This is a genomic window from Sphingobacterium sp. 1.A.4 (assembly GCF_002734245.1).
Taxonomy (GTDB): domain Bacteria; phylum Bacteroidota; class Bacteroidia; order Sphingobacteriales; family Sphingobacteriaceae; genus Sphingobacterium; species Sphingobacterium tenebrionis.
The window spans coordinates 24418-41881 of record NZ_PEAZ01000053.1 but is presented as its reverse complement, the minus strand read 5'-3'; the positions used below and the strand labels follow the sequence as shown (position 1 = coordinate 41881).

Sequence of the window (17464 nt, the reverse complement as noted above, 5' to 3'; positions counted from 1 at the left end):
CAGAAATGTCAAAATAATCCTTTGAACAATCAATACCTGTTACCATCTTTGTATACCATTTTTGTGGATTACAGCAGCTCTTATCATAACTTATCAATCGTAAAAACAGGCTCCTGGCCTAATGAACTGTCCAAGTTTATGATAGGAATAAGAGAGGGGGATTAACATTGCGAAGGGTCTCTCAAGGACCAATGACGATTAAAAATCTTACTCCCTCTCTCGCTGTATCCTAAATGAAATACAAAATTATATTCTGTTTCTTTAATTCCTATAACTTCCCTACAAACTTACGATGACGCGGGGTGGGCAATGACGTGGGAGAGTGCCATCACGCGGGGTGGGAAGTAACAAGTTTAGTTCGTACTGAAACCATACTGAAAGTAACCTGAAAGTATGTATTTAGTAACCTAACATACTAAAAACCTGCTTTAACCATACTTAAACCTTGATTTTACAGCGAAAACATATCATTTACATACAGAAAACGCAATATTTTAGTAATAATATCACTCCACCATCAACATCACCATCACCGCAACCTACAACCCGATCCTCACACCCACCCCCCTCCCCAACCCCCTTCCTCCCAAATTTATTCATAAAAAAATAATCTTGATTACAACTTCTAAATTTTTAATTTTTATGAATATAATTTAATATTACAGTAAAATTATGGTAAAATCATCCATGAAAGCTCTGGATAAAAAGCGTTGGGAAGCCATTCAGCAAGATAACCAGGCGGCTTTTGAGGAAGTCTATCAAGCTTATTCTCTCCGATTATTCCAAGAAATAACCAAGCGGATCAGCGACCGGGATGCTGCGCAGGATATCCTGCAGGATATTTTCCTCTGCCTTTGGGAAAGAAGGAAGAAATACCAGCCCCAGGGCGAGATCTATCCCTACCTCTATGGGATGGCCATCAACCGGGTCCTCAATTATTACCGCAAAAACAAAAAACAGCCCATACTCTATGAAATTTGGGAAAATCTGCTCGAAAGTCTATTGGGCTTGGAAGAACTTTCCCTGGCCTTCAAGCAGGCCCATACCCAGGAACTGGAAACCCTCCTGGAAATAGCCATTTCCCAATTGCCCAAACGCATGCGGCAGGTCTATACCCTCCGTTTCGAGGACAAGAAATCCATCGCGCAGATCGCCTCCGAACTTCAGACCTCGCCCCACACCGTCAACAACCAATTAAAAGAGATCCGAAAACGCTTCGTCAAAACCTTAAAAACCACCCGTTTTATATTCATCTAATATTATCAAATTATTAAATCGGATTTTCCCAATAGCCATTTTTTAATATTTCGTTCCTTTCTAATAGACGCATCAAGGTATTTGTTAGAAATGACCCAAAAGGAATTTGATAAGTTATTGGAAAGATACAGCCATTCCGCCTGTACAGCAGAGGAAATCGATCGATTGGAGATCTGTTTTCTGAGGCTGACAGATCGGGAAGAAGGTAAAGAAATTCCGATTGAAATCGAGGGAAAAGAAATTCCTATGCACGGCGAGGAAGCCGAACTGCTTGCCCGGGTCTATGCACACATCCGCAACAAAATGAATTCCGATAATGCAAAACCTACCAAGGTCTATAACATCCATAAGCGATGGATTTCCTGGGCAGCCGTGATTTTCCTATTGATGGCATTCAGCTTTTGGATTTGGAAATTCTATGGGATAGGGAATAGGCAAGAAAACCAAGAGCAAATGGTTCAGCAGGATGTGCCGGCTGCCCAAACAAAAGCCCTATTATCCTTCTCGAAAACAGGCAGCAAAGAGCTTCAGGACAAAAAGGAAGGATGGATTGCATTCGAAGATCAAGCGGTCTAAATACGTTATACCGCCAATGGCGTGGTCTATATCCCCAAAAAATTGCCGCATTATCAAGATTTCCAAACAGCAGGCCCTTCCAGGAAATCCAGCATCCATCGGATCTCGACCAGCAATGCGCAGCAGTACCGTGTAGAGCTTTCCGATGGCAGTATCGCCTACCTGAATGCAGGTTCCAGCATCCGTTTTCCTAGCCTTTTTGAGGAGCAGGAAAGAAAAGTCCAGGTAAGCGGTGAAGTCTTCTTCGAGGTAGCCTCATCTCCTTCACGCTCGAGCAATCCGCAATGGAAAAAAGTCCCATTTATTGTAGAAACTGAGCATCAACAAGTGGAGGTGCTGGGTACCACCTTTAACATCCGGGCCTATGCGGGCGAAATGGAAACCACCAGTTTGGCAAGCGGAAAATTGCTGGTGCGCAGTAAGCAAACAGCAGGGCAGGCCATTCTGCATCCTGGCGAAACGGCCTATCTAAGTGAGCAGATACATATCAGAAGCGGGAAAACCGACGAGGCCATCGCCTGGCGTCATGGGGATTTCCAGTTCCAGGACCATTCTTTAGGCCATATATTAAAAGAGATCGAACGCTGGTATGATGTGAAAGCATCCTGCCCGGCGGAGCTGGAAAACCTACGGTTTTCCGGTATCATATCCCGGAAACAACTCCTGTCGGCCATCATAGACATGCTGAACAGCACGGGTCAATTCCAGATCAGCTTATCGGAAAGGAGGTTGTTAGTGCGAAAATAATACCCTTAAAGAAGTAAATAGGCGATGCTGCTCGTAACAACATCGCCTGGTAAACGCTTCATAAAATCTGAATCTCAAATTTTAGATAACTTAATACAAGAACAAAAGTATGAATTTTTATCAAGGCATGCGCATTATGAAATTATGCATGCTCCTCATTTGCTGTTGTTTGATCCAGGTTTCCGCAAAAACCTACGGACAACGAATCAGTATGGTTAAATCCAATGCCAGCATTCCGGAAGTACTCTTGGAAGCCAGAAAGCAATCGGGCTACGATTTCTTTTATGACGCCAATATCTTCGCCGGAACGTCCAAGGTAACCGTTAAACTGGCCAGCGCCACGCTGGAAGAAGCCTTGAATGCCTGTTTTTCCCACCTGCCTTACCGCTATAGCATCAAGAACAATATCGTGGTCATCCATAAGGTAGCCGATACAAAATCTGCTGCTAAGGCTTCAAAGCAACAGATGGGAAAGATCATCGGCAAGATTGTGGACAGTAGGGGAAAGGGAATCTATCGGGTGAGCATCAAACTGCAGGAGAACGGCTATAGTACCCGAACGGCTGCCGATGGATCCTTCAGCATGGATGTCCCTATCGGAACGTATACCATCATGGTCAGCCACGTGTCCTACCAGACACAAAAGGTCGTGGATGTACTGGTTCGCGCAGGCGAAATGGTACGGATGGATCTCGCCATGAGGGAAACCAGTTCCAAGATCAAGGAGGTGGTGGTCACCACAACCTTTAAGAAAGCCACAATTTCCGGGCTATTGGCCGCCAGGAAGAATGCGGCCTCGGTAACCGATGGGATCTCTGCGGAGGAGATCGCGAGGACACCCGACAACGATATGGGACAGGTACTGAAAAGGGTGACCGGCTTAACCACGGTGAACAACCGATCGGTGGTGGTTCGGGGGATGTCGGACAGGTATAATCAGGCCCAGATCGATGGGGTGAATTTACCAAGTACCTCCATCTTTAAACGCGATTTCGCTTTTGATGTCATCCCTACGGAATTGGTGAGCTCAGTGGTGGTGAACAAGACTGCTACGCCGGATGTCTCTTCGGAATTTGCCGGAGGACAGATCTCCGTGAATACCCTGGACATCCCCGATCGCAACTTTACCAGTATCAGCCTAGGTACCGGAGGAAATAGCCAGAGCCTAGGTAAAGATTTCTATCGATTGGGTGAGCGGAAAACAAATGAGTACCTGGGGTTCTATGATAAAAGTGCCGAAATTCCGGCGGGGATTACCCCATGGTATATCCATATGGAAGCCCGGCAGAAGGAGGTGATCCCAAGAGGGAAACAAACCGATCCATCCATTAAGGATAAGTTTCTGATCATCCATACCGACCCTCGAACCTATGGGGATTTGGATGCGATCGAGCAGAGTAAACGATTTACGGTTGAACCTCTTAGAAGGAATAGGTATATCGGAAGCCCCAACCAGAATTTTAGGTTTTCCTTGGGCCGGGTATTTGATCTCCCGGAGGATATCCGTTTGGGATTTGTGGCCAGTGCGAATTTCCGGAATGAACAGAACCTAAGGCAATCCAATAATGTACGCGGTGCCACTTTTATCCATTATTCGCCTGATGGAAAGGTAACTGGGAGATGGATGGATAGCGATAAATTTGGCTATAATGGTCCTGGAGTGACCTATCGATTTAATAGCAGCAGCGGTTTGATCGGGAACATTGGTATCCAAGGTCCAAAATTTAAGCTGGCCATAAAAAATGTCTACTCGAGAACCTACGCCGATGATTTCTCGGAATATTACCGAATGAACTATTCGGATGCGGTGGAGTCGGATGATCTTCATCCGGCCAGGGAACAATATCAATTGCCGGAATCCCTTTCCATTTTACAGCATCAGATCAATGGTGACTACCATTTTCCATGGCGCATAAAATTGGAAGGGATGTTCACCGTGAATAACAGCAAGATGCGGATTTTGGATGAGCGTAGGCTGCGGTATAACCCAACTTTAGAACATGAAGGGAAAATGCGGTATCAGACGCCAGCGGTATATACCACCTCACAGACTGGGTCGGGTGAATTGGGTCGGGAAGGAAGGTTATGGTCCTTAGCGGATGGTGTGGACTACAATTGGGCAACCGCTTTGTCGAAGAGTTTCGATTTTGGGGATAAATACCAAAATATCATCAAAGTGGGTTATCAAGGTTGGGACAAACGTAAGAGCTATGATCAGGAAAGGGTAATGTTTATGATGCGTTCTTATGTAAAAGGAAATGAATCAAGCACGGTTCCCTTCCTTTCCTACCATGATATTTTTGCCGACCATGCCAACGTGGGGGATCAGGATAACCAAGTTTATTATTTTCCCAGCTATACCAATGGAAACATGTTTGAAGGAAGGATGAAGAACCATTCCCTATATGCCATGATGGATCAACGTTTATGGCGTTTCCTAAGGTTGGTATATGGGGTCCGTGTAGAATATTACGATCTCAAGAACCAGCAGGATGCCGCATTTGCCAGACGGAGTGAATTTAATCCTACTGTAATTGATAATCCATTGTACCGGCATCAAAAGGGAGTGTTTGACAAGGATGTGCGCTGGATGCCTTCTGTAAACGCCACGTTAAACCTCACCCATAACATCAATTTTAGAAGCTCTTTTTCACGGACAGCCATCCGGCCAGATTTCAGGGAAACCGCAATGGTAGGGGGTAATATCCCGGAATTGAATGCCAACGTATATGGGGAACATGTTTTTACCACGGGAGTAGAAAATACCGACGTCCGTTTGGAGTGGTACCCGAGTGCGGAGGAACTGCTCTCCATTACGGCCTATTATAAATACCTGGATGCCCCGGTAGAATTGATGCGGAGTCGATCAGAAAATTCCAAAACCTACTATTATAACAATATGCTTTCTGCCTATAACAAAGGGCTAGAATTGGAATTCCGGAAAAACATGGGATTCCTTGGGAAATCCAATTGGCTGAAGAACCTATATCTGTTTGGCAATGGAACGCTATTGCGGTCCAGGGTAGAGGTGTTGGATATCTATAAAACGACAAGAGTGGATGAGGAGGTGGTAAGAACGAAAGAAAGATTGCCGGGTCAGGATCGGCCATTAATAGGACAATCGCCTTGGTTGTTGAACCTCGGGATAGCTTATTGGGGTGAAAATTATGGAATTACAGGTAGCTTCAACCATAGGGGGCATCGGACTTCGCTAACCCATGTGCAGATGAACCTTGTGGAGTTTGAGAATGCCCCAAGACAATTGGATCTCCAAGTGTATGCACGTTTTATGAAGAAAAAGATGGAGGTAAAATTCAATGCTGCCAATCTGTTGAATGATTGGGCTGTATTTTATAGAAATGAAAAGTACAAGTCTCCAGGAGAAATGGAAGAAGCGATTAAATTAGATCCTAAAAATGCAGAGAGACCTAGTGTTGGGGATCTAAGATATAATTATGACGATGGGGATGCTATCCTTTACAGATTTAGGGATGGTCGCCGCTTTGGTCTAAATATTTCATATAATTTTTAAATCATGAGAAAGAAAATGTTATGGGTACAGATTGGATTGGTTCTGGGGTTTTTATTTGTCCAAGCCTGCAGTAAATCCGTAGTTGATGAAAATATCCTGCCAGTTACCCAAATAAAATTGAATGCTATAGGGAATTTATCCTTGAAAAGTATTACCTATCAAGAGAATGAATACAAAATGGAACGAGGACGATATCTAATACCTTATGAAGCGGGCAAAGACAGCATTAAAATTAAATTGAATTTCAATAACGCTAAATTATCAGGATGGCACCAAATTCCAAACCATAAAAGAGAAATCAACCAGGTGTATTACGTTTCAGATTTTGCCGATTCTACCTTGACTGTAAGTGACAAACACCCTTTAGATGATTTTAAAACCGAAAAAGGATATATGTATGTGAAGTTTTTTGGACAGAATACAGACTTATTCCCGGATAAGAAACCTTTTCATCTCGCAGTTTATGGCATAATAGAAGAAAAATCAAGACCTTGGGTGCATGTTGAATATACCGAAAAACCGTTAGATACCATATTCAATATCTCATCTAAATTTCCAAAAGAATATTTTAAAGTAAAACATTATGAAAAATATGTTGCTATAAAATTAAAATTATTGAATAATCAAAAAGAAGAATTAAAAATAAAGGGTAGAAATTCTCAAGATTTATTTAGGGCTTATTATTTTTTGGAAAAAACCTCAAGAAGGCATATTTACACAATTTGGCTAAACCCTCGTAAAGTAACACCGTTTTCTAAGGAAGATTATAATACCTACAATAATAATAAAGATGGTGGATTTACTGTCAATAATTTTTTTAGTGTTTTGGAAAGATTTTAATCCGGCTCCATGAAAGGCATCAACACCCATCAGCATCAGGAACTCATGCGTAGGATCTACGGATTGGAAATCCTTTACCAGCTCCATGGTTTTGAGGAGGAACTTTCTTCCCTGCGCGAGAAGCATCAATTCCTGCGCGAAGCACATCGGGAGTACTGCCACATCCTAAATAAATTGGATGAAATATTGGAGGATTATAAAGTCGCTGCACATGAGCTTAAGAAGGAATGCAAAGGAAATGCTATCTTGAAAAATGGGCACCATAAACAGGATCTGGAGATCCAACGGATGTTACGGAAAATAAAAGCAATTTAAACTGATATTAACCTTTAATTTAATCCCTGGGCGTGAAATTTAATCATTCTCAGGGATTGCTTTTTCATTTAATCGGGAAGAGCGTTGCATGAACTACTTTTTTTTGTAGACTTGTACTATCATATCACGATATGATCGCCTAAAAAACTTATAAACATAAATCCTAAATTAAAATCAAACACATGAAAAGAAGATTTTTACTTACTTTTTTCGGGGTAGCGTTGTATGCATCCTGTTTGATGGCGCAGCAAAAAGCGGTAACAGGGAAAGTTGTTTCTTCCAATGGAGAGGTGCTTTCAAATGTTACGGTGCTCGTGAAAGGGACCGACCGGATGGTGCAGACCAATGCGGACGGAACCTTCTCGATTCAAGCTGCTCCAGGCGAGACCTTGGTGTTTCGCATGATCGGTTCCGATGAAAGGAACCAGGTGGTCGGTGCTGGAAATGTATACAACATCACGCTGCAATCGTCCGATGAAGCGATCGACGAAGTGGTAGTGACCGCCATGGGTATCAAGCAACAGGCAAGAAGCTTGGGTTATTCCGCCCAGAATGTTTCTTCCAAAGAGCTGACCGAAAGTAATCAGCCCAACTTAGTGAACACCCTACAAGGTAAGGTGGCTGGTGTACAGGTAACCAATTCTGGAGGTTCACCCGGTACCTCTGCCTCTATCTACATCCGAGGTGGAAGTTCCCTGAGTGGGAATAACCAACCGCTATTTGTTGTGGATGGTATTCCGATCGATAACAGCACGCCCATCTCCCAAGGGGGTTTAACAGCAGGGTTGGCCCCGGCATCCAACCGGGCCATCGACATCAATCCCGAAGACATCGCAAGTATTTCGGTATTGAAAGGTCCTGCCGCATCTGCCCTTTATGGATTGCGGGCAGCCTCTGGAGCAGTCATCATCACGACCAAGCGGGGGAATTCCGGAAAAGGAAGCATCAGCTACGGAAATACCTTCTCCTGGGATAAGGCGAATAAATTGCCAGAATTGCAAGGGGTCTTTAAACAGGGACGAAACGGGATTTTCGAAAATGAAAGTTACCTCTCTTGGGGGCCAGAGTTTGCATCAAATGAGGTGATCTACGATAATCTGGGCGGATTCTTCAAAACTGGCTTTGCCCAGAACCACGACCTCTCGGCGAGTGGTGGTTCGGAACGTTCTACCTTCTATGTTTCTGGAAACCTCATGGAACAGGGAGGTATCGCAAAGAACAACGACTTTTCCAGAAGGTCCTTTCGGTTGAACGCAGACCATAAGATATTCGACAACCTAAAGATCGGCGCCAATATGACCTATATGAATACAGGTCGTACCTATTTCCCGCAGGGTTCTGAAAATGGGGTAATGGGTGCCATCTATTGGCCGAGGAACGTGCAGATGACCGATTTCCTGAATGAGGATGGAACGCAGAAAACCCTGAGTGAAAATGGGGAAAATGCCATTGATAACCCGTATTGGACCATCAATAAAAAACCGATAACCAATAGGGTTAACAGGGTGATCGCGATGGGGGATGTGAATTATAACCCCTATGAATGGTTGACCTTGACCTATCGATTGGGAACAGATTATTATGGGGAGAATTTTCAAAGTATCACGGCTCCGACATCACAAACTGGATTAACGGGTTATATGACTGAATCAAAGGCCAATAACCAACTGACCACTTCGACGTTCTTGGCCAATGCCAAGCAATCAGTGTCGGACTTTAATTTTGATTTTACCGTTGGTCATAACATAGAGACGATATTTAGAGAAACCAATACCGCCACAGCAAGGAATTTCATTGATCCGGATTTTGCTTCCATCAATAATGCGTTGGCGGAAGACCGTACCGTATCCACCAGCATCTCCAGAAGGAGAATTGTTGGGGTGTTCGGTGATTTTACGGCAGATTGGAAAAACATCATCTACCTGAACCTAAAAGGAAGAAACGATTGGACATCCACCCTCCGAGCAGGTCAAAATTCCTTTTTCTATCCAGCAGTGAGCACCTCCATTATCCTTACGGACCTGATGAAGGAACTTTCTGGAAACAGTAGTACCGGTTTTCTGTCGTATGCAAAATTAAGGGCAGCCTGGGCGCAGGTAGGTAAAGATGCACCAGCGCATAAATTGGCCACAACCTTAGGGACCTATATCAATGATTTCACCATCAATCCACGTGGATTTATTTCCAATATGAATGATACCTATGGAAATCCAAACCTGGTTCCGGAATTCACGAATTCGTTGGAATTTGGCGCGGATCTTAAAATGTTCAATAACCGTATCGGATTGGATGTGACCTGGTATAAGACAAATTCGGATAATCAGATCCTGAGCACCAGGACTCCGCCGTCTTCAGGCTCGTTCTTGGCCGTGCTGAACGGTGGAGAGATCGAGAATGTTGGTTGGGAAGGGATTTTGAACGTGCAAGCAGTTAAAAAGCACGATTTTTCATGGTCCTTCGATGTGAATTTCAGTAAAAATAAGGCCACTGTGCTTAATCTTCCTGGTTTCTTGGATCGGGTGGAACTGTCGGATGCTTGGGTAAAGGGCGATGCTGCACAAGGAGCTGCCTTCTTGAATTCTACCCTGTTTGGGATAAATGGAAAAACCTGGAAAACCAATGATGCCGGACAATATTTATTGGATAATAACGGTATGCCACAAGTAGTTTCGACCTTGTCCAATATCGGCGACCGTAATCCGGACTGGATCGGCGGTATCACCAACAATTTCCAATATAAAAACCTTGGATTATCCTTTATGTGGGATGTTCGCCAGGGTGGCGATGTATTCAATGCAACGGCCTATACCTTGGTGTTGTCGGGTTTGAGTCCATTGACGCTGGATCGCGGAACGGCTGTGATTCCGGGTATCATCGAATCCACCGGAGCGACCAATACCACCGCTATTCCGTTGAACCAAGATTATTATACCAGCAGGTTTGCGAACAATGGGTATAATTTCGTGGAAGATGGAAGCTGGATCCGATTGCGTTATGTGAGTCTTTCGTATAAGGCACCGGCTTCGTTTACAGAGAGGTTGAAATTATCGAATCTCCAGTTCACACTGACCGGAAGAAACTTGTTGTTGTTCACGGATTATTCGGGAGTTGATCCGGAAGTTTCCGGATCTGGAGCAGGAGTAGCAGGAGCGGGGTCCTTCGGGTTTGACAACCTAGGGGTTCCAGCGACCAGGGGATTTGATTTAGGTTTGAAATTTTCATTTTAATAGGCCATGAAGAATTTTATTAAAAACAGTTTATATATAGCACTAGCAGCAACGAGTTTGGGATTGGGATCATGCCAGAAATTCCTGGATGTAAATGAAGATCCGAACAATCCCTCGAAGGTAGAGGCTGCGAGCAGGATTGCTGGAGCAATCACGACTTCAAGTGGGGCGGCACAGTGGCGTGCTTCGCGGGAGGTAGCCGGAGTAACGCAATATGGGGCCATACAGAGTGCCTCTTCAGGAGGATATTCGGCAACAAATTGGCGATTTACTTCGGGTTATTTTGCTTGGCAGAATGCCTATGTGATCACGATGCCAAATGCCGTGGATATTATTGTATTGGGAGAGGAAGAAGGAAATCCACATTTTGTTGGAGTAGGAAAAACCTTATTGGCACTGAATTTCGGATTGCTGACCGCTCAATATGGTGATATCGTAGTCGATGATTTTTATAATGGTAAGGATATGATTTCCTTGGTCCCAAAATTCAATACCCAAAAAGAGGTCTACGAGCGTTTGCAGACCATACTTGATGAGGCTATTGCCGCTTTTGAAAGAACGGACAACAAGCGGGGCTTGCACGTGAAAAACGGAGACCTGCTGTACCAAGGGGATATTTCCAAATGGAAGAAGTTCGCTTGGGCCTTAAAGGCAAGGTACATGAACCATTTGAGTAAGAAATCGGGGCTGTACAATGCGGATGAGATCATCAAAGCCTGTCAGAATGCGTTCAATGGCGATGGAATGGATGCCGAGTTCCCTTATTTATCGGGCGGATTGTTGGTGGATGAAAACCCATGGTCGAGCTGGGGTGGTTTTGAATCCTTAACCAACCCTAGGTATTTTGCTTGGTCGCAGTTTTTTGTGAACATGCTGAGCTCTTTTCCGGTGACCAATAAATTATACCAGGATCCACGGATCAGTAAGATCATGCAGCCTGCTGCTTCCGATGGGAAATACCGTGGACCAGCGGCGGGGGCATTTATTGCCAATGGACAAGGTGTTCTGGCAGATGGTTCGCCGGGCGATGCAAGCAAGACCAAGCCAGAGGATTACGGCAGGTTCAGCAAGAGCGGCTTCTACACCAACACCACTTCTCCTTTTGGTTTCATTACCTATTCGGAGGTGAAACTGATCGAGGCCGAGGCACGATTGCGGAAAGGGGATAAGCCGGGCGCATTAGCCGCCTATGAAGAGGGTGTGAAGGCCAATATGCGTAAATTGGGGGTGTCTGCGGCGGATATCAATGCCTATTGGGCAGCGCAAGTAGCCGATAACCTGACTGGACATTTTGACCAATTGAATACAGGTCTTTCCCACATCATGCGTCAAAAATATATTTCCTTGTGCCTAAACCCAGAAACTTGGGTGGATATGCGTAGGATGGATTACAGTTCGGCGATCTATGGTCCGAGTCTGAAAAGACCGGCCAACCTGAACACGACTATTTTTGATCCGAACAATAATTCCCAATGGATACAAGCGATGCTTTATGAAAGTAATGAGCAGAACAGGAATCCGGAAGAGGTAGGTGATAATTCGGAGAAATACCGATTGTTGACCCCACTTTGGTTCAATGTGGTAGAATAAAAGAGAAGGCTTGAAACATTGTTTCAAGCCTTCTCTTTTGATGTTGCCCGACCTGGATTCGAACCAAGACAAACGGCACCAAAAACCGTCGTACTACCATTATACTATCGGGCAATCCTTTTAGTTTTTTGTCTCAGGTTGTTCCCTTTTGACGATGCAAATATACGTCGAGTTTTCTAATTCGCAAATAAAAAATTAGGTTAATTGTTAAATATACTGATTTTCAATGCAATATTTTTTGGCTTTAAATGGCTCTGTGTGCATTTTATGTTGTTTTGCCTATTAGAACTGTATTAAATTCGAAACTATTTGTTCGTTTATTCGTAGGAATCCTTATTTTCGAAGCAGAATTATTAGAAAACCTGCTGGTACAACTATGAATTATAAAAAAATCAATAACCTGTTGGGATGGGCCTGTGGTATCATTGCTACACTGGTTTATGTGTTGACGTTAGAAAAAACAACAAGCTGGTGGGATACAGGTGAGTTTATTGCCTCTGCCTACAAAATGCAGATTGTACACCAACCTGGTGCACCTTTATTCCTGATGTTGCAAAACATATTCTCGAATTTCGCCTTTGGTGATAATACCAAAATTGCTTATTGGATGAACGTGGGTTCGGCCGTATGTAGTGGTCTGACCATTACCTTCCTGTTCTGGACCATTACAGCCTTGGCTAAGAAAGTATATGGAAGAATCAATACCTCTGGGGAACTATCCAATACCGCAATCATCAATATCATGGGTTCTGCTGCGGTTGGGGCCTTGGCCTATACCTTTACCGATACGTTCTGGTTTTCGGCAGTAGAGTCTGAAGTATACGCCATGTCTTCCCTTTGTACGGCGGTGGTCTTCTGGGCTATCCTGAAATGGGATGCACATGCCGACGAGCCGCAATCCAATAAATGGTTGCTGTTGATTGCTTATGTCATGGGGCTTTCCATTGGGGTGCACTTATTGAACTTATTGGCCATTCCGGCCTTGGCTTTGGTGGTGTATTTCCGCAAAACCAAAAAAGTGACCACTTCTGGAGTAGTAAAAACCTTATTGTTAGGGGTGGTGATCCTGGGTTTTGTCCTTTGGGGAATTATTCAATACCTGATCAAATTGGCGGCGCATTTCGATAGGATCTTTGTCAATTCCTTTGGCCTGGGATTCGGTTCGGGTGTTACGTTCTTTGCGCTATTGGTATTGGGTGTACTGATTTGGGGATTATGGTATTCGCATAAAAAGATTAAGCCGATCATGAACATCGCTTTCCTGAGTGTGGCTTTTATTATTTTCGGGTACAGTTCGTTCTCGATGATCTTGATCCGTGCGAAGGCAAATCCAACCCTGAACAACTCCGATCCGGACAATGCTTTCTCTTTCTTGAGCTACCTGAACCGGGAGCAATACGGCGATGAACCTTTGTTCAACGGACGCTATTTCGATGCTAAACCTACGGATATGCATGAAACGGGCAAAGTATACCGGAAGGATGCCAACCGTTATAATGTAGCCAGAAAAAAATACGATTATACTTTCGATAGAACTACGCTTTTTCCACGTATCTATTCGGAAAAACATGAAGCCTACTACCGCGACTTCCTGAACCTGCCGGAAGGAACTGCCCCTACCATGGGGGATAACCTGAAGTTCTTCTTCGGTTACCAGATCGGCCATATGTACAGCCGCTATTTTATGTGGAATTTTGTCGGTAGACAGAACGATGCCCAGGGGCATGGTCAATTTACCGAAGGAAATTGGATTTCGGGAATCAAACCGATCGATAATATGCTGGTTGGCGGACAATATGCCCTGCCTGAATCAGAAAAAGAAAATGCGGGAAGAAACACCTATTTCTTCTTACCGTTGATATTGGGGATTTTGGGTGCTGTATGGCACTTCAAAAAGGACCAGAAAGATGCTACGGTGGTGGCACTCTTGTTCTTCTTTACCGGATTGGCCATTGTACTTTATCTTAACCAAACACCGATGCAGCCAAGGGAGCGGGATTATGCTTTTGCAGGTTCTTTCTACGCTTTCTGTATTTGGGTGGGTATGGGTGCCCTTTGGATTTCGGATATGCTGAGCAGGAAGATGAACGCCAAAACGGCGGCCATGGCGGCAACAGGGGTATCCGTGCTGTGTGGACCTGTGCTATTAGCCAGCCAGAACTGGGATGATCACGATCGCTCGGAGAAATTCCTGGCAAGGGACATGGCGAAAAACTACTTGGAGTCTTGTGCGCCGAATGCCATCCTATTCACCTATGGGGATAATGATACCTATCCGTTATGGTACGTGCAGGAGGTGGAAGGTTTCCGTACGGATGTGCGCGTAGTGAACTTGAGTTTATTGAGCTCGGATTGGTACATGAAACAGATGATGGAGAAAGTGAACGATGCGGATGCATTGCCATTGAACATCGATCCGGAGCAGATTAAGGATGGGGTGAGGGATGTGATCTATTACAATGATTTCAAGATTCCTGGACATGTAAACATTGAGGAATTATTGGCAGTGATGCTTTCTGATGATCCACAGGCAAAAGTTCAATTGCAGAGTGGTGAATTCGGAAACCTGCTTCCAACGAAGAATATGCAATATAAGGTGGATAAAGCCGCGGTAATTGCCAATAAGGTGGTGCCTAAGGAATGGGAAGATGTGATTGTCGATACAATGCAATGGACTTACCCAGGGAATATCGTTAGCCGTGCTGACCTTTCGATCATGGCCATTCTGGCGAACAATAATTGGAAGCGCCCGGTTTATTTTACCACAACAACACCTGAAGAAAACTACATCGGATTGGGTAAATACCTGGTATCTGAAGGTTTTGCCTTACGATTGATGCCGGTAGCTTCGGCGATGGAAGGTGAAATGAGCACTCCGATCGCTGATGTGGAGGGTACTTACAATAACATCATCAATAAATACAAATGGGGTAACATTGCGCATTCGAAATATCTGGATCCGGATTCCTACCGTTACATCAGCATATATGCGGGAAGTATCTTTGGGGAGACCGCACAAGGTTTATTGGCAAGCGGACATCAGGCAGAAGCCAAGAAATTGGTGAACAATGCCTATGAGAATCTTCCGAAACGGACCTACCTGATGTCGGAGATCTACGGTTATTCGAGCTTGATCGATGCGATGTACAAAGCAGGCGAACCTAGCAAAGCAACGGAAATCGTGAAACGCAATCTGAAATTCATCCGCGAGAACATGGCTTATTACATGGCGATAGCGGAAACAAAACCTAATCTGGAGATGCGGAATATGCGTTATGCCATGGCTTCCTTACAGCATTACCAACAGATCCTGACGACAGCGAACCAGAAAGAACTGTTGGCGGAAGCCAATCAGATCTTTGATCAGTATAAAGGACTTTTCCAAACAGGAGAGTAAGGAATTGATGCGGAGCATCAAGCATTAAATAATTGAAAAAAAGCAGCTTATTTCGTAAGCTGCTTTTTTTATGTTCAGGGAATCCGGGATTGCATTACGAATTTTGGAAAAAATGCCTTATTTTTGCCTAAATAAATCCATAGATGAAACAATCGAAATTATTAGATGGTCCTAAGTTTCAGATTACGCTCAAGCGATTGTCTCAACAATTAATTGAAAATCATGGTGATTTCAGTAATGCCGTGATCATCGGAATTCAGCCACGCGGAACCTATTTAGCAGAACGTTTAGTGAAAGAAATCAAAGAAATGACCGGGGTAGAAGTGCCTATGGGAATTCTTGATATTACCTTTTATCGGGATGATTTCCGGATGAAAGGGGCGAGTCCATTGGCAGCGAATAGTACGGTGATCGATTTTATCATTGATGGCAAGGATGTGATCTTGGTAGATGATGTGTTATGGACCGGAAGAACCATTCGTTCGGCCATGGATGCGCTTCAGGCTTTTGGTCGTCCGAATCAGATTGAGCTTATGGTGTTGGTGGATCGTCGTTTTTCCAGACAGATCCCGATCCAACCGGATTATATTGGTATCCAGGTGGATTCCATCGATTCCCAAAAGGTTATTGTCAGCTGGAAAGAGGTAGATGATAACGATAGTATTGTGTTAATCACCGATAAGAAGTAGTGATTTTATATTGTTTTACAAATGTCAGCATCTGAACAACTTAGTACCCGTCATTTATTAGGCATAAAAGATTTGAACAGCAATGATATCCAATTGATCTTGGATACAGCGGCAAATTTTAAAGAGGTTTTGAACAGACCGATCAAGAAAGTGCCTTCCTTACGTGATATCACCATTGCCAATGTTTTTTTCGAAAACTCTACCCGAACGAGGTTATCCTTTGAATTGGCGGAGAAGCGCCTTTCGGCGGATATCGTGAACTTCGCGGCTTCTTCTTCTTCGGTGAGCAAAGGGGAGACCTTGATCGATACGGTGAACAATATTCTGGCGATGAAGGTGGATATGATCGTGATGCGCCATCCTTATGCGGGAGCTGGGGTTTTCTTGAGCAGGCATGTAGATGCACAGATCGTGAATGCCGGTGATGGTGCGCATGAGCACCCTACGCAGGCTTTGTTGGATTCTTTTTCCATCAGGGAAAGACTGGGCGATGTGGCTGGTAAAAAAGTGGCTATCATTGGGGATATTTTACACTCGAGGGTAGCTCTTTCAAATATTTTATGTTTGCAGAAGCAGGGTGCTGAGGTGATGGTCTGTGGACCAACTACCTTGATCCCCAAATATATTTCTTCCTTAGGAGTGAAGATTGAGCATGATCTGATGAAGGCGTTGAATTGGTGTGATGTGGCGAATATGCTTCGGATCCAGTTGGAGCGTCAGGATATTGCTTACTTTCCTTCTTTACGGGAGTATTCGATGTTGTATGGTTTGAATAAGCAGATCCTGGATTCGTTGGATAAGGAGATTGTGATTATGCACCCGGGCCCTATTAATAGGGGAGTGGAGATTACGTCGGATGTGGCGGATAGTAGTCATTCGATTATTTTGGACCAGGTGGAAAATGGAGTAGCGGTGAGAATGGCCGTGCTTTATTTGCTGGCTGGGCAGAGGGGGTAGATTCGTCATTGCGAGGAGGCACTTCGTCATTGCGAGGAGGCACGACGAAGCAATCTTTCGACTTGTGTAAAGATTGCTTCGTTCCTCGCAATGACGCGTAAAGTAGACCCCACCCACCAACCACCCAACCTCCCCCAATCCCCACCACCCAACTCCCCCAACCCCCCCTCATCCCATTTCTGTTAAATAAAGTTAAATGCCCTAGGTTATTAACAGGTGTTAACAACTTTTGAGGAAAACATACAACTTATCCATTAATTTCGTAGGTTGAAGGATTTGTGTCATTTTCACAGTGAAACTACCTTCCATATTAATTATTTGACAGGCAATCTATTAA

The 17464-nt window shown here is 44.2% G+C and carries 11 protein-coding genes and 1 tRNA gene; 11 read left to right on the top strand and 1 reads right to left on the bottom strand.

What is annotated here, in order from left to right; genetic code table 11:
- Positions 1–672 precede the first annotated feature (672 nt).
- The 8 genes from CRJ00_RS09090 to CRJ00_RS09055 all read left to right on the top strand — a co-directional run bounded on the left by CRJ00_RS09090 (position 673) and on the right by CRJ00_RS09055 (position 12084).
- Positions 673–1257, top strand: a complete 585-nt coding sequence (locus CRJ00_RS09090) for an RNA polymerase sigma factor (RefSeq protein ID WP_099366564.1) — start codon at positions 673–675, stop codon at positions 1255–1257.
- A 90-nt stretch (positions 1258–1347) separates the two neighbouring features.
- Positions 1348–1833, top strand: coding sequence for a hypothetical protein (locus CRJ00_RS09085; RefSeq protein WP_099366563.1), 486 nt, complete (start codon positions 1348–1350; stop codon positions 1831–1833).
- Between the two features lie 42 nt (positions 1834–1875).
- The gene (locus CRJ00_RS09080) at positions 1876–2580 is read left to right on the top strand and encodes a FecR family protein (protein WP_180268464.1); all 705 of its coding nucleotides are present in this window, start codon (positions 1876–1878) and stop codon (positions 2578–2580) included.
- 136 nt (positions 2581–2716) lie between these two features.
- The gene (locus CRJ00_RS09075; RefSeq protein WP_167554210.1) at positions 2717–6112 is read left to right on the top strand and encodes a carboxypeptidase regulatory-like domain-containing protein; all 3396 of its coding nucleotides are present in this window, start codon (positions 2717–2719) and stop codon (positions 6110–6112) included.
- A gap of 3 nt (positions 6113–6115) precedes the next feature.
- Positions 6116–6952 carry a hypothetical protein gene (locus CRJ00_RS09070; protein ID WP_099366560.1) on the top strand — a complete coding sequence of 279 codons (837 nt, stop codon included), beginning with the start codon at positions 6116–6118 and terminating at the stop codon, positions 6950–6952.
- A 9-nt stretch (positions 6953–6961) separates the two neighbouring features.
- Positions 6962–7267, top strand: coding sequence for a hypothetical protein (locus CRJ00_RS09065; protein ID WP_099366559.1), 306 nt, complete (start codon positions 6962–6964; stop codon positions 7265–7267).
- A 182-nt stretch (positions 7268–7449) separates the two neighbouring features.
- Positions 7450–10494 (top strand): SusC/RagA family TonB-linked outer membrane protein, encoded by a 3045-nt coding sequence (locus tag CRJ00_RS09060; protein ID WP_099366558.1) that lies wholly within the window; start codon positions 7450–7452, stop codon positions 10492–10494.
- 6 nt (positions 10495–10500) lie between these two features.
- On the top strand, positions 10501–12084 hold the full coding sequence (locus CRJ00_RS09055) for a SusD/RagB family nutrient-binding outer membrane lipoprotein (protein WP_099366557.1): 1584 nt from the start codon (positions 10501–10503) through the stop codon (positions 12082–12084).
- Positions 12085–12127: 43 nt separating this feature from the next.
- Here CRJ00_RS09055 and CRJ00_RS09050 read toward each other — a convergent pair.
- Positions 12128–12198: transfer RNA gene (locus CRJ00_RS09050), tRNA-Gln, on the bottom strand.
- Between the two features lie 262 nt (positions 12199–12460).
- On the opposite strand from CRJ00_RS09050, the gene CRJ00_RS09045 reads away from it, so the two are divergent.
- The 3 genes from CRJ00_RS09045 to CRJ00_RS09035 all read left to right on the top strand — a co-directional run bounded on the left by CRJ00_RS09045 (position 12461) and on the right by CRJ00_RS09035 (position 17127).
- Entirely contained in the window at positions 12461–15481 is a 3021-nt protein-coding gene (locus CRJ00_RS09045; RefSeq protein WP_099366556.1) for a glycosyltransferase family 117 protein, read from the top strand.
- Between the two features lie 143 nt (positions 15482–15624).
- Positions 15625–16170, top strand: coding sequence for a bifunctional pyr operon transcriptional regulator/uracil phosphoribosyltransferase PyrR (gene pyrR / locus CRJ00_RS09040; RefSeq protein ID WP_099366555.1), 546 nt, complete (start codon positions 15625–15627; stop codon positions 16168–16170).
- Between the two features lie 21 nt (positions 16171–16191).
- Entirely contained in the window at positions 16192–17127 is a 936-nt protein-coding gene (locus CRJ00_RS09035) for an aspartate carbamoyltransferase catalytic subunit (protein ID WP_099366554.1), read from the top strand.
- Positions 17128–17464: the final 337 nt, after the last annotated feature.